At 43.1% G+C, this 14222-nt stretch carries 11 protein-coding genes; 7 read left to right on the top strand and 4 right to left on the bottom strand.

Going from position 1 to position 14222, the window contains the following annotated elements:
* Positions 1-8: 8 nt before the first annotated feature.
* The 4 genes from A0125_RS10475 to mraZ are packed head-to-tail and all read right to left on the bottom strand — an operon-like array spanning position 9 to position 3947.
* Positions 9-2126 (bottom strand): penicillin-binding protein, encoded by a 2118-nt coding sequence (locus tag A0125_RS10475; RefSeq protein WP_066755481.1) that lies wholly within the window; start codon positions 2124-2126, stop codon positions 9-11.
* Between the two features lie 25 nt (positions 2127-2151).
* Positions 2152-2559 (bottom strand): FtsL-like putative cell division protein, encoded by a 408-nt coding sequence (locus tag A0125_RS10470; protein ID WP_066755744.1) that lies wholly within the window; start codon positions 2557-2559, stop codon positions 2152-2154.
* Complete coding sequence (gene rsmH, locus A0125_RS10465; RefSeq protein WP_066755479.1) at positions 2546-3481, bottom strand: 16S rRNA (cytosine(1402)-N(4))-methyltransferase RsmH; 936 nt, start codon at positions 3479-3481, stop codon at positions 2546-2548. Before rsmH ends, A0125_RS10470 begins: the two co-directional genes overlap by 14 nt.
* Positions 3474-3947 carry a division/cell wall cluster transcriptional repressor MraZ gene (gene mraZ / locus A0125_RS10460; protein ID WP_066755477.1) on the bottom strand — a complete coding sequence of 158 codons (474 nt, stop codon included), beginning with the start codon at positions 3945-3947 and terminating at the stop codon, positions 3474-3476. The genes rsmH and mraZ overlap by 8 nt, the downstream gene beginning before the upstream one ends.
* Before the next feature lie 392 nt (positions 3948-4339).
* Between mraZ and aspS the strand changes: the two genes are divergently transcribed.
* The 7 genes from aspS (at position 4340) to yidC (ending at position 14144) form a co-directional block, all read left to right on the top strand.
* A complete protein-coding gene (gene aspS, locus A0125_RS10455; RefSeq protein ID WP_066755474.1) occupies positions 4340-6085 on the top strand; it encodes an aspartate--tRNA ligase in 1746 nt (581 codons plus the stop codon).
* A gap of 117 nt (positions 6086-6202) precedes the next feature.
* Positions 6203-7654 (top strand): LUD domain-containing protein, encoded by a 1452-nt coding sequence (locus tag A0125_RS10450; protein ID WP_066755471.1) that lies wholly within the window; start codon positions 6203-6205, stop codon positions 7652-7654.
* 35 nt (positions 7655-7689) lie between these two features.
* The gene (locus A0125_RS10445) at positions 7690-8313 is read left to right on the top strand and encodes a 7-carboxy-7-deazaguanine synthase QueE (protein WP_066755464.1); all 624 of its coding nucleotides are present in this window, start codon (positions 7690-7692) and stop codon (positions 8311-8313) included.
* Between the two features lie 82 nt (positions 8314-8395).
* A complete protein-coding gene (locus tag A0125_RS10440) occupies positions 8396-9484 on the top strand; it encodes a carbohydrate-binding family 9-like protein (protein ID WP_082785003.1) in 1089 nt (362 codons plus the stop codon).
* Entirely contained in the window at positions 9477-10547 is a 1071-nt protein-coding gene (locus A0125_RS10435; RefSeq protein ID WP_156472510.1) for a family 10 glycosylhydrolase, read from the top strand. Before A0125_RS10440 ends, A0125_RS10435 begins: the two co-directional genes overlap by 8 nt.
* A 144-nt stretch (positions 10548-10691) precedes the next feature.
* Entirely contained in the window at positions 10692-12308 is a 1617-nt protein-coding gene (locus A0125_RS10430) for a CTP synthase (RefSeq protein ID WP_066755742.1), read from the top strand.
* A gap of 30 nt (positions 12309-12338) precedes the next feature.
* On the top strand, positions 12339-14144 hold the full coding sequence (gene yidC, locus A0125_RS10425; RefSeq protein ID WP_066755458.1) for a membrane protein insertase YidC: 1806 nt from the start codon (positions 12339-12341) through the stop codon (positions 14142-14144).
* Positions 14145-14222 lie beyond the last annotated feature (78 nt).

The following is a 14222-nucleotide window of genomic DNA, read 5'->3' as shown; positions in this document are numbered from 1 at the left end:
TCCTGTGTTTAATTCAATTCTAACAACACCTTGGAACCGGCTGCGAGCTTTTGCCCTGCCAATAACGACTGAGACACCACTCGCCCTTTACCTTTTACAGCGGTTTTGAAGCCGGCATTTTCCATCGCATAGATAGCGTCCATCAATCCCATTCCTAGGACGCTGGGCACAACACCCTCTTTGAAGTCTGCTTCCGTGAAAACATTCACATTGCGCTGCATACTATCCTTCACTGGTCGCGTTAATGCAGACCAATTATTCACTTGTAATCCCATCCATGCGTATACCTTGGCCGATGCATCTTTCGAACCGACTAACGTACGAGGTGTTTTAGCACCTTTACTATTTACTTTTCTCTTTCCAAAGTTCGTATGTAGACTCAAGTCATTGGCATAAACCATATCGGCTAGTTCTTTAAAGACAGGACCCGCAACGGATCCACCGTAATAGCCATTTCGTGGATTACGAATCACGACGATCATGCTGTATTTTGGATTTTCAGCTGGAAAATATCCTGCAAACGAGGATTGATAGCGACGCGCACCATAACCTCTGGATCCATCGGCCATCTGAGCCGTACCTGTTTTGCCAGCAGCGTTGTACAATGGACTACGAAGACGCTTACCCGTGCCGTTAGTCATCACACTGCGCAACATCCCTTGCATTTTATCTATTGCCTCTTCAGAAGCAATCTGCTTATTGATCACACGTGCTTCGAAGGTTTCGACGGTATTACCTAAATTGCGAATTTCCTTTACAAAAAGAGGGGCAATCATTTTACCGTCATTGGCAACTGCGTTGTACAACGTCAGTGTTTGCAACGGCGTTAGCTTCATCTCGTAACCATATGCCATTTGAATCAAAGACAATTTGCTCCATGATCTGCTTTCTGGTGTTTTGACCCAAGGATCTCCTTCACCAGGAATTTGCAATCCGAGCGGTTTGTCGAGCCCCCAACTGTGCAATTTCTGAATGAATTTACTTGGGTTATTACCATAGTGCGTATGGATCATTTTGGTGACTGCCACATTAGAGGATTCTTCAAATGCCTCTTGTACACTTACTCGCGACTTCTTCGGTGCGTGCGAATCGCGAATTGTATGCGATGGCACTTTATACGTACCATTACCGATATCAATCACTGTAGTGGTATCCACATAACGATCATCTAGCGCCGCTAAATAGGATGCTAACTTGAAAGTAGAACCTGGATCAGCGCCCTGTGCAATAGCATAATTGAATTTTTCGCGATATACACCATCTTTATCTTTAGTAAAATTGGCAATAGCTCGAATCTCTCCAGTAGCTACCTCCATTAAGATTACACATCCGTTATCGGCATTGCTTTGAATCAATTGTTTTTCCAAAGCACGCTGTGCCATATCCTGCATATTCACATCTATGGTAGCGATAATATCTGAACCATCTACTGGTGCGATTTCTACCTCGCGACTCACTGGCACCCACACACCACCTGCAATGCGCTGCATCATTTGCATACCACTTTTACCTTCAATATAATCACCGAAAGCACCTTCTAAGCCCACTCGGTATTCCTCAGTGCGGTACCCAATAGTACGCGCCGCTAAGTTGGTAAATGGTAAAATTCGTTTGTTTTCCTGCACTGCGATCAAACCGCTGGAAAAGCGAGAACGACCTTCCTTGAAACTTTTGAGTAAGGGAAATGTCTTGAGTTCTTTTAAATCTTGGTGCGATACATTTCTTTTCAATAACATATATCGCTGCCCTTTGGCACGCGCCTCTTTAAGCTGTGTCAGGTACTGTCTAGCCGATTTATCTCCAAAAAATTGAGCTAACCGCGCTGCTAAAGAATCTACTCGAGACTGAAAGACTTCACTGTTTTCTTCTGGGATAGCCATCGCATCAAAGCGTATGGTATACTCGGGCACCGAGGTGGCCAGCAGACTTCCATCGTTTGAATAGATATTGCCTCTGGCAGCTTCTACCACACGCTCTTTGATAGTCAACGAATCCGCGATAGCTTGCCAGCGATCGCCATCCACATATTGCACATGCAGGAGCTTGCCAAACACCAATAGGGCGCCAAACACCATTAGCCCGAAGGCCAGGTACACACGAATCAAGATGGACTTTCTGATATTCATGGTAAATGCGTTTTTTTTGCGCTCCCTATTTATCTTTTTTTACTAACTCTATTTTAATCGGTGGTTCGGTACGTTCGGTTAATCCTAATGTATCGGCACGTTTTGCAATTTCTGTCTGCGTTGTCAACTTCATCAACTCGGCATGCAACGACTTGTAGTCCCAACCTAGCTCTTTCACATCCTTACCGAGGCGATCAATCCTACGCACCGTATTCTCCGCCAAATGCCGGTTAGAGATATAAAACAAACCGAGCAATGCGATAAAAGCGATGAACGGCAAGTTTTTGGTCACCAAGTAGGTTGATAGCGGATTAGTAGAGAATACGGAACGGAGAAAATTCTGGGTTTCCTCGACCTTTTCCTCCAGTTCATCAGACATCTCCTCCTGAACCTCTTCACTTAGCTCGCCATTTTTTATTCTATTTCTGGCCATCTGCTTCATCTTTTACGACTCGCTGTGCGACACGCAATTTGGCGCTCCGAGCCCGATTATTTTGTTGTATTTCCTCATCAGTCGCCACGATTGCCTTGCGGCTGATGACTTGAAAAGGCTTGATCTCGTTGCCAAAAAAATCCTTCTCAACATCTCCTTTAAACTTGCCCTTGGCTACAAAATTCTTCACCAAACGGTCCTCTAAAGAATGGTACGACATGACAACCAATCGGCCTTCATTTTTAAGCACTGCCACCGTTTGTTCTAAAAAGTCAGTTAGTGCTTCTAATTCTTTATTTACTTCAATGCGCAAAGCCTGAAAGACCTGCGCATGGTATTTATGTTCTTTTCCGCGAGGCACGAGCGACTTAATCAATTCTTTCAACTGCGTTACCGAAGTAACTGGTTTGGAAAGACGTGCCGTTGCAATCGTTTTGGCTAGCGATTTGGCATTTTGAATCTCGCCATACATACCAAATATGCGATGCAATTCTTCTTCCGCATAGGTATTAAGAATCTTCGCCGCATCCAGATCAGCCACCTGATCCATACGCATATCCAAATTTGCCTCAAAGCGAATGGAAAAACCACGCTCCGCATCATCAAACTGATGGGAAGAAACCCCCAAATCTGCAAGAATACCGTCTACGTGACGCACTCCCTCCAAGCGCAAACTATTTTTCAAAAACTTGAAATTTTGATGCACCAAGCGAAATCTAGGATCATCGATTGCATTTTGTAGCGCATCAGGATCCTGATCAAAGGCATACAAACGCCCATCTGGTCCGAGATGCTTTAGTATTTCTCTGGAATGCCCGCCTCCACCAAAAGTGACATCCACGTACACACCATTCGGTTTTATATTTAAGGCTGCAATACATTCTTGCAGCATCACAGGGACATGATATACCGGATTACTCATCTTCTAGGTCTCCTATATCTAACCCACCCATTACTTTTTCACCTAAAGTGGCAAAATCATCTTCACTCATCTCTCCCAACGTCTCTAGGTAAACAGATTTGGACCATACTTCTATGCGATCAAACTGACAAGCCAACATCAGCTCACCACTGATTTCCGCATATTCCATTAAACTTTTCGGAAGCAGCACCCGATTAGCCGAATCCAGCGTCAATTCGGTAGCACCGCTCATAAATTTCCGAATGAAATTCCGGTTCTCCGCTTTAAACTTATTCAAACGGGATAATTGCTTCATCATCTTAGACCATTCCGACCGAGGATAAATCACTAAGTTTTTCTCGAAACCACGGTTCACGATAAGCCCCTCTTGCTCAATATTGGGTATTTGTTTTTTGAGCAACGCAGGAACTACCATTCTACCTTTGGCATCCAACTTACATATATATTCTCCTGTCAGTTCGGTCATACAGCTAATTAGCCTATTCGAAATCAAATGTAAAATTATACACTTTCTCCCACTTTATAACACTTTGCCCCACAAAAAAGTTTTCCACAACGGCAATATCCTACCAAAAACAATCCAAATAAGCTTACCAGCTCATTATCTTGTGTTTACAAGTACAATTTTCTTACTACACATCAGGTAAAACACTGACTGATATGGCACTAAATAAAAGAGTATCTTACTGCTTCGATCCCTAAAATGGCGTAAAAGTGGGAGAAGCGCCGGCATGGTGGGAAATCGTGTCACTCGATTCTTCCGACAGGGACACACTCGGCAAATTAAGTTTCGTTTTTGTGTCCAAAAACCGATATTTTTGTCACAGATTTTAAAATCTTATAAATACATAATAAGAAATGCACAGAACACATACTTGCGGCGAACTGCGGTTGTCCGATCTGGGAAAGACCGTCACCTTGAGTGGGTGGGTCCAGAAATCACGTGACTTAGGAGGAATGACATTTATTGATGTACGCGATCGCTATGGCGTAACACAATTGGCTTTTAATGTCGACGATGATCAGACCTTGCGCTCAAAAGCATTGGATCTTGGTCGCGAATACGTGATCAAAGTAACGGGCACTGTCATCGAACGTTCTAGCAAAAATAACAAGATTGCAACCGGAGAGATTGAAATCAAGGTAACTGATCTAGATATATTAAATGCATCGGCTTTGCCTCCATTCACGATCGAAGATGAAACAGATGGTGGCGACGATATTCGGATGAAGTTCCGCTATCTGGACTTACGCCGTAATCCGGTACGCGAGAACTTGATTTTGCGTCACAAAATGTCGCAAGAGATTCGTCGCTATTTAGATGGCGAAAACTTTTTGGAGGTAGAAACTCCGGTATTGATTAAATCAACGCCAGAAGGTGCACGCGATTTCGTAGTTCCTTCGCGCATGAATCCGGGCGAATTTTATGCCTTGCCGCAATCCCCACAAACCTTTAAGCAGTTGCTCATGGTTTCGGGCTTCGATCGTTATTTCCAAATTGTGAAATGTTTCCGTGATGAGGATTTGCGTGCCGACAGACAGCCAGAGTTTACACAGATCGACTGCGAGATGGCTTTTGTAGAGCAGGAAGATATCTTGAACATGTTTGAGGGATTGACTAAGCATCTTTTCAAAACAGTAAAAGGTGTTGACTTGGGCGAAGTACCACGCATGACTTACGATGATGCTATGCGCTTGTACGGCTCCGACAAACCGGATACGCGCTTTGGTATGCAGTTCGTGGAGCTGAATGATGTGGCAAAAGGGCACGATTTCCCAGTATTCGAGCAAGCAGAATTAGTTGTTGGTATTAATGCGAAGAATTGTGCTAGTTATACGAGAAAACAACTCGATGCTTTGACTGACTTTGTGAAAAGACCACAAATAGGCGCGACTGGAATCGTTTATGCACGTCATAATGAAGATGGCAGCATTAAATCGTCGGTCGATAAATTCTACGATGCTACTGCATTGGACGCTTGGTCTAAAGCATTCGACAGCGAGCCAGGCGATCTTTTATTGATCATGGCTGGCCCGAAAGATAAGGTACGCAAGCAATTGAACGAGCTACGATTAGAAGTAGCTGGACAATTGGGCCTGCGCGACAAAAACACATTCTCACCACTATGGGTGATCGATTTCCCATTATTAGAATGGGATGAAGATTCGGCGCGCTATCATGCGATGCATCATCCATTCACCTCACCAAAACCAGAAGATATTCATTTATTGGAATCCAATCCGGGCGATGTACGTGCCAATGCCTACGATTTGGTGATCAACGGTGTAGAAGTCGGCGGCGGATCGATTCGTATCCACGATCGCGATTTGCAATCCAACATGTTTAAGCACTTAGGTTTCTCTCCAGAAGAAGCGCAGAAACAATTTGGTTTCTTGATGGAAGCATTCACCTACGGTGCGCCACCACACGGCGGATTGGCATTTGGTTTAGATCGATTGGTATCTATCTTCGCAGGTTTGGATAGCATTCGTGATGTAATCGCGTTCCCTAAAAACAATAGCGGTCGTGATGTGATGATTGATGCACCTTCAGCGATTGCAACAGCACAATTGGATGAGCTGACCTTGCAAGTCAAGGCATAATTTTACGTTGCGGAGAAGCGTTACCTTAACAGATAGCGCACTCCGTAATCTTATTAGGTAAAAGTTGGCAAGATGATTGTCAACTTTTATTATAAATAATACCCCATCATATTATATATGCCGAACACGAAGGAAGAACAATTTAGAAAAGCTTGTGAGGATACGTCTCTAGATCCGCAGCGTAATGCTGTGCTGCGTACACATCTTGAAAATTATCATCAGGCTTTTCAAAATATAGCTCCTCGATTTCAAAATCTCACGAATGCGAAAAAGAAGGCACATTTAATCAAATGGAAAGCGATCGAAAATCTAGATCGCTACTTATTAGATTTTGAAACGAATTTTAGCAGAGCGGGTGGCAAGATAATATGGGCAAACACCGCAACGGAGGCCTTGCAAGAATTAGACAAGCTGCTAACTACTTACCAACCCAATCATATCGCAACTAATCATGCGATGATTCATGAAGAAATCGGTCTTCCAAAGTACCTTTCAGAATCCAAATACCGGGCGGACGAATCTGACCTAGGTCGATATTTAGCACAGCTAAATGGCACAAAGCCAAGCCATGTTATCCAACCAGCAATCGAGCTGAGTGAAGAGCAAGCAATGGCGCTTTGGGACACAAAGCATCCTGAAAATAGTGCTGCACCAAGCACGGAAATAGAAGAATCTGAAGAAAAACAGGAAAATGACGAAGCAGTATCAATAGAAAAACCTGCGACCAAAATCTTGAAAAGTTTTCGTAAAATACAACGAGAGCGCGCAGAATACACGGATGTGATGCTATCGGGAGCAGCATATTTGTTGGCCGATACAGGCAGCGTAGTCATTAGCGAAAATGAGGGCAACAATCGGCTGCACAATGCTAATGCTTCGTATCATATTGTATTTGCTGGCATAGACAAGATCCTGCCATCTATCCATGATTTGGACTTATTCCTACCTTTGGGCGCTTTGCACGATCAAGGGCAAAAATTGCAACGCCACCACTCGCTAATGACCGGACCGCGCCGAGGCCAAGAAAATGATGGCCCAAGCGAAATGGTGTTAATTTTGGTGGACAATGGACGATCCGATGTTTTAGCACTTACTGAACAACGCCAAGCATTGTACTGGATGGATTGCGGGGCAAGTACAAACGCCTGCAAAATATACGAATCAATCGGTGGAGCAGCGTATCAAACCGTCTATCCTGGCCCTATGGGAGCCGTATTCACGCCACATATAGACACGGAAGAATCGTACCATTACTTGCAATATGCTGCTAGCTTCAACAGTACACAACGCCCCAATCCGTTAAATATAGATATTGATCGTTTGCTTTTAAAAAATCGACATGACCGTGTCAGCAATGCCGCAAAACCGTTGCCTGAATCTCGGACCTGGAGTTGGTATACCAAGCTCGCAAAAAATAGAAAATATATCGACTTCTTTGGAAAAGGAATAAAAAATATCCTTATCAAATTATTGTTCAAAAAATCTTGGGGCGATCAACGCGCACTTCCGCGCGTACCGGACAAATCCTTCTCAACGCAATGGCGATCGAAGACCAAGGATACTGATTAAAAATTCCTTACCTTTGCCATCTTAATCAAAATCGCATGTCACGACAAGTTCCAGAAGACGGCACTCAACTTCCATTAATGGAGGAGTTTTACACCATTCAAGGCGAAGGCTACCACACCGGTAAAGCTGCTTATTTCATTCGACTGGGAGGATGTGATGTGGGTTGCCATTGGTGCGATGTCAAGGAAAGTTGGGACGCCAGCATCCATCCGCTCACAGCAGTGGATACCATCGTGCAAAACGCCGACCTACATCCAGCAAAAACGGTCGTAGTGACTGGTGGCGAACCACTTATCTACAATCTGGATCCGCTTACTCAAAGCCTACAAAAACGTGGCATTCGTACTTTTATGGAGACTTCTGGCGCTTATCCACTAAGTGGCAAATGGGATTGGATTTGCTTATCTCCTAAAAAATTCAAAGCTCCTCGAAAAGATGTTATGGATGCTGCTGGAGAATTGAAAGTAATCATCTTCAATAAAAGTGATTTCCAATGGGCAGAAGAACATGCCGCACAAGTCAATCCTTCGTGCAAATTGTATCTGCAACCTGAATGGTCTAAAGCCGCGGAGATGACGCCGCTCATCATCGATTATGTGATGAACAATCCAAAATGGGAAATCTCGTTACAAACGCACAAATACCTGAACATTCCGTAACGCCTAGCTGCGTATAGATCACGTTTATGTTACAAAGCTGATCCAATTATTTTACTTATAATTGGAGTTGATTTCTTTTGTTATGAATTTGCTAAAACGTTTTTTGCCATGTATACTTTGTATCACGGCCGCTCATGCTCAATCGACCATCGATGAAGTAGAACAATTACAGTTTACGCCTTTGGTGTATCAAGTTCAGAAGGTGGATGGCGCGATCACAATTGATGGCCGGGCTGACGAAGCACAGTGGACTACTATTCCTTGGTCGAGCAAATTCATTGATATTGAAGGAGCAGACAAAACGAAGCCAGCGTACGAAACCCGCTTCAAAATGATGTATGATGATACGAATCTCTACATTTATGCCAAGTTAAAAGAACCACATGTGTGGGGAGATATCACCAAGTTCGACGATATCATTTTTCATAACAACGATTTTGAAGTATTTATAAAACCTGATGTACATGAGGATCACTACTATGAATTAGAAGTAAATCCATTGAATACCGTGTTCGATCTCGCATTAGTAAAACCCTATCGTTACGGTGGCAAAGCGCTAATCCATTGGGATATGAAAGGATTGAAAAGTGCAGTACACGTGGAAGGAACTTTGAATGATCCTAGCGATGAAGACCAATTTTGGAGCGTCGAAATTGCCATCCCTTTTACTGCACTACAAAGCTTTGGATCCAGCGATACACCTACATCCGCATCTTATTGGTTATTCAACTTTTCGCGTGTACAATGGCAACATACCGTAAAGAACAATACGTACCAGCGAAAAACAGCTAATGGAACCTTACTTCCAGAAGACAATTGGGTATGGTCTCCAATCGGAATGGTGAATATGCACTACCCCGAAAGATGGGGCTACATCCAATTCGTTGACACGGTAAGCGAACCGAAATTGCCGAGCTTTTATGAAATAAAAAAACTGGGCTGGAATATTCACTATCTACAGCAAGTGTACAAGCGCCAAAGTGGAAAGTATGCAGCACGCCTTGATCAGCTGCCAGAGTATGACCAATACATAGCGCCTGCTTTGCAACAATATTCGATTAGCTACGATCTAGACTCCGATGCGAAGGGATATGCTGTACGCGTTAGCGAGTTAAAAAATAACACTATCTTTCGCATAGATCATCTAGGTAACAACACGTATTATGAATAAACGCGATTTCATTAAAACTTCTTTGCTGGGCTTAGCTGGCTCACAGCTTCCCTCTATCTCTTTTGCCAGTGCAGCTTCTGCTCCGCTTTCTTTTGACTATTGGATGTGGATACGCCCCGACAAAAATGATACCGAAGCGACCGTAAAAAAACGCTACACCTCGTACCGCGAAGCAGGCGTGCGTGGCTTGCTGTTTGAAGATTATAGCGCTCGCCATTTTCAAATCGCCAAAAGCTTGGGGTTGGAAACACATCGTTGGATGTGGACGATGAATCGTGGTGAGCAAGATTTGTTGAGTAAGCATCCGGAGTACTACGCCGTAAGCCGATCTGGCAAATCATGTGCTGATCAACCTCCTTATGTAAATTACTATCGTTTTTTGTGCCCTTCACATCCCGACGTGCCCAAATACTTGGAAGACAAAGCGCGTGAACAGTTGGAAAAAGAAGATATTGACGGTCTTCACCTAGATTACATTCGTTATCCCGATGTGGTATTGCCGGTAAACCTATGGCAGAATTACAACATTGATCAATCGACGGAGTTGGCGGATTACGATTTTTGCTACAGCCCGTTTACTAAAGCAGCCTATCTTAAAGAAACAGGAATCGATATTGATCAGGTCGCTCGTCCAGAACAAAGTCCGTCGTGGCGTGCTTTTCGCTATGAGCAGATCAATCGGGTGGTCAATCGAATTGCCAAAGTAGCCAAAGAATATCAGAAACCGTTGACCGCAGCGGTATTCCCTACGCCAGATTTGGCACGCCGGATCGTGCGACAGGATTGGGCCAATTGGGATTTGGACGCTGTATTCCCGATGATTTATCACGGATTTTACCAAGAGCCAGTAGAATGGGTCGGCCAAGCCGTGAAAGAAGGTGTACAAACGTTGAATAAAAAATTTCCATTATACGCGGGACTATATCTACCTGACTTTAAAGATAGCGAAGAACTAAAGCAAGGAATCGAGTTAGCCAAGAAGAATGGCGCGGCCGGTGTTTCTCTCTTTGGTGAACAAGAATTCGACGCAAAAACTATCAATTTGCTACGATCTTTGAGATAACGATCTGAATCCCACCCGACGGGTGGGATTATTCCTTTTTACAGCTAAAGAATAAAAAAAATACTATCTTTGTATCCCGTACAAAAGACAGATTTTCCATTGCTTTTTAACGCTGGATTATCGCTCAAAAACCCATCAATTACTATGAGTAAATACATCTTTGTTACGGGCGGCGTAACTTCGTCATTAGGAAAAGGCATCATTGCGGCTTCCTTGGCAAAACTTCTCCAGGCACGCGGTCTCAAAGTTACCATCCAAAAATTCGACCCTTATATCAATATTGACCCCGGAACATTGAATCCGTACGAACATGGCGAGTGCTATGTGACAGAAGACGGTGCTGAGACAGATCTGGACTTAGGCCACTACGAACGATTTTTGAATGTACCGACCTCGCAAGCTAACAACGTAACGACAGGCCGTATTTACCAACACGTAATCCAGAAAGAACGTGAAGGCGCATATTTAGGAAAAACAGTACAAGTCGTACCTCACATCACAGATGAAATCAAACGCCGGATGCAACTATTGGGCGAATCGGGTGAGTACGACATCATCATCACAGAATTGGGTGGTACAGTTGGCGATATTGAGTCGCTACCATTCATCGAAGCGGTAAGACAGTTGCGTTGGGAATTAGGAAGCAACAATTCCTTAGTAATTCACTTAACATTGGTGCCATACCTTGCGGCAGCGGGCGAGCTCAAAACTAAACCTACACAGCATTCGGTAAAAACGTTATTGGAATACGGTATACAACCCGACATTTTGGTATGCCGCACAGAGCATAAGCTAACGCAGGATATCCGCAAAAAATTAGCCTTGTTTTGCAATGTGAATATCAATGCCGTAGTAGAATCTATTGATGCATCTACCATTTATGATGTGCCGTTGCTAATGCTGAAAGAACAATTGGATAAAACGGTATTGACCAAATTGAAGCTATCAACCAAAGTAGAGCCGGATTTAGAAAATTGGAAAACGTTCTTAGGTAAACTGAAAAACCCAACCAATGAAGTCAATATTGGATTGGTCGGTAAATACATCGAGTTGCCAGATGCATACAAATCCATCAATGAAGCGTTTATTCATGCTGGATCAGCAAACGAGACTAAAGTAAAAGTAAAATCCATTGCTGCCGAAAGCATTAATGAGGAAAATGTGGCTGATAAATTGAAAGGCTTAGACGGTATACTCGTAGCGCCAGGATTTGGAGCCCGTGGATTGGAAGGTAAACTTGTGGCGATCAAACATATCCGTGAGCAACGCATTCCGTTTTTCGGTATCTGCCTAGGTATGCAATGTTCTGTAATCGAATTTGCTCGCAATGTACTATCGCTGAAAGATGCGAATAGCTTTGAAATGGATGAGCAAACGAAACATCCAGTCATCAACCTAATGGAAGAGCAAAAATCGATCAAAAATATGGGCGGCACGATGCGCTTAGGTGCATATGATTGCGAACTGCGCAAAGGCACGAAGGCACATACTATCTATGGCAAATCGAAGATCACCGAGCGCCACCGACACCGTTACGAATTCAACAACGAATACTTAGCGCAATTCGAAGCGGCCGGTATGATCGCTTCTGGAAAAAATCCAAAGACAGGATTAGTAGAAATCGTAGAATTAAAAGATCACCCGTTTTATGTAGCCGGACAATTTCATCCGGAATTAAAATCAACAGTAGCAAATCCTCACCCACTTTTTGTTAGTTTTGTAGCCGCTGCACTGTCGCACAAGAAAACAGCGAGCAAATAACCTTTAAAAAGAGAGAGAAAATAAATAAAAATGGATAGAAATAATATTATCGGCCTAATCCTGATATTTGCCATCTTCGCAGGCTCGTTTTACCTTATGAAGCCTTCGGAGCAAGAGATAAAAGCAGAGCAAGCTCGGCAAGACTCTACCGAGCGAGCAAAGCAAGGGTTAGCGCCAGTTAAAGATTCGTTACAGACTATTGTAGCTTCTAACGAAGTTGATTCCGCAAAATTGAACGAGCCATTCGGCGCCAGTAGCGTTGGTAGTGAGGAGCTCATTAAACTGGAAAACGAAAAAATTATTGCCCTTGTTTCTACTAAAGGTGGTCGTATCAAATCTGTCGAACTCAAAGGACAGCAAAATTTTGATGGAAATCCGCTGATCTTATTCAGTGGTGAGCACAATAGTTTCGGTCTTGAATTCAATGTACCCGGCAAGGCAGTAAATACCAATGATTTGTACTTCAAATCACAAGGTGCCAACGAGGGTTCATTGACGATGCGTCTCAACTATTCTGACTCGCAATACATTGATTATATCTATAGTTTAGAAAGCGATAGCTACAATGTCGGGTTAGCCATCGAAACAAAAGGCATCCACAATACGATCGATGTGAAGTCGAAAAGTATTTTCTTAAACTGGGAAACAATTCTCACGCAAAAAGAAAAGAACATCTCTTCAGAACGAGATAAATCATCGATTTATTATCGAGATGTAGAGGGTAATATTGATCATCTGTCTGAGAGCAAAGATGATGACGAAACTGTAGAAGAAAAGGTAAACTGGATCGCGTTTAAGCAGCATTACTTTTCCAATATCCTTTCCAGTAAAGAAGGTTTTGACAAGGTGGAATTGACTGTACGTGGAGGCACGAGCGACAGTATTGTGAAGTTTTACAAAGCCAAAACCGAATTGGCAAATACGGGTAAAGACGAACGCTATAATTTAAACTTCTTCTTTGGCCCGAATCAATACAATACGTTGAAAGCCGAAGGTCATGATTACAATAAAATCATCAATATGGGTTGGGGCCCGATCAGCTGGATCAATCGCTTCATCACGGTACCAATTTTTGATTTCTTAGACGGATTTGCTTTATCGTACGGTGCAGTGATCTTGATCTTGACCATCTTATTGAAAGGCGCGATGTTCCCGCTGACTTACAAATCGTACCTGTCGATGGCGAAAATGCGCGTCTTGAAACCTCAATTAGATGAGATCAAAGCAAAAGTAGGTGAAGACAATCCTATGTTGCTACAGCAGGAGCAAATGAAGCTGTACAAACAAGCGGGTGTAAATCCTTTGGGTGGCTGTCTTCCGTTGGTATTGCAGATGCCGTTTACCCTAGCGTTCTTCTTTTTCTTTCCTAATTTGTTTGAGTTACGTGGAGAATCATTCATGTGGGTAAAAGATTTGTCGACCTATGATTCGCCAATCTCATTTGCACCGATCATCTTTGGTATCGATCACATTTCTTTGATGTGTGTATTGATGACGATCACAACATTATTAACAACTTGGTACAACAATACCACATCGGGTGCTGGTGCCGTTGGGCAAATGAAATACATCGGCTACATCATGCCGTTAATGTTTTTCTTCTTACTGAATAACTTCCCTGCTGGATTGAACTATTATTACTTCCTAGCAGCAGTATTTACGTTCTTGACTCAGGTGATCATTCGCCAGTTTATTGACGATGAAAAGATCTTAGCGAAGATCGAAGCTTTCAAAAAGAAGCCACAAGCTGAAAAGAAAACTTCTTCTTTCCAAAAACGTATGGAAGATATGATGCGCCAACAGCAGGCTGCACAAAACCAAAAAAAGAATAAGTAATACGTGCTTGTTTATATAAAGAAAGGCTGAACACATCGGATGTGTTCAGCCTTTCTTTATATCATACACGGCATAAAA

Source organism: Sphingobacterium populi (assembly GCF_001586775.1).
Classification (GTDB): Bacteria; Bacteroidota; Bacteroidia; order Sphingobacteriales; family Sphingobacteriaceae; genus Sphingobacterium; species Sphingobacterium populi.
This window is presented reverse-complemented; position numbering and strand designations above follow the sequence as displayed.

Excerpts from the sequence above, each read along its gene's own strand:
- A0125_RS10475 (WP_066755481.1), bottom strand. The coding sequence starts at position 2,126 with ATGAATATCAGAAAGTCCATCTTGATTCGTGTGTACCTGGCCTTCGGG.
- A0125_RS10470 (WP_066755744.1), bottom strand. The coding sequence starts at position 2,559 with ATGGCCAGAAATAGAATAAAAAATGGCGAGCTAAGTGAAGAGGTTCAG.
- rsmH (WP_066755479.1), bottom strand. The coding sequence starts at position 3,481 with ATGAGTAATCCGGTATATCATGTCCCTGTGATGCTGCAAGAATGTATT.
- mraZ (WP_066755477.1), bottom strand. The coding sequence starts at position 3,947 with ATGACCGAACTGACAGGAGAATATATATGTAAGTTGGATGCCAAAGGT.
- aspS (WP_066755474.1), top strand. The coding sequence starts at position 4,340 with ATGCACAGAACACATACTTGCGGCGAACTGCGGTTGTCCGATCTGGGA.
- A0125_RS10450 (WP_066755471.1), top strand. The coding sequence starts at position 6,203 with ATGCCGAACACGAAGGAAGAACAATTTAGAAAAGCTTGTGAGGATACG.
- A0125_RS10445 (WP_066755464.1), top strand. The coding sequence starts at position 7,690 with ATGTCACGACAAGTTCCAGAAGACGGCACTCAACTTCCATTAATGGAG.
- A0125_RS10440 (WP_082785003.1), top strand. The coding sequence starts at position 8,396 with ATGAATTTGCTAAAACGTTTTTTGCCATGTATACTTTGTATCACGGCC.
- A0125_RS10435 (WP_156472510.1), top strand. The coding sequence starts at position 9,477 with ATGAATAAACGCGATTTCATTAAAACTTCTTTGCTGGGCTTAGCTGGC.
- A0125_RS10430 (WP_066755742.1), top strand. The coding sequence starts at position 10,692 with ATGAGTAAATACATCTTTGTTACGGGCGGCGTAACTTCGTCATTAGGA.
- yidC (WP_066755458.1), top strand. The coding sequence starts at position 12,339 with ATGGATAGAAATAATATTATCGGCCTAATCCTGATATTTGCCATCTTC.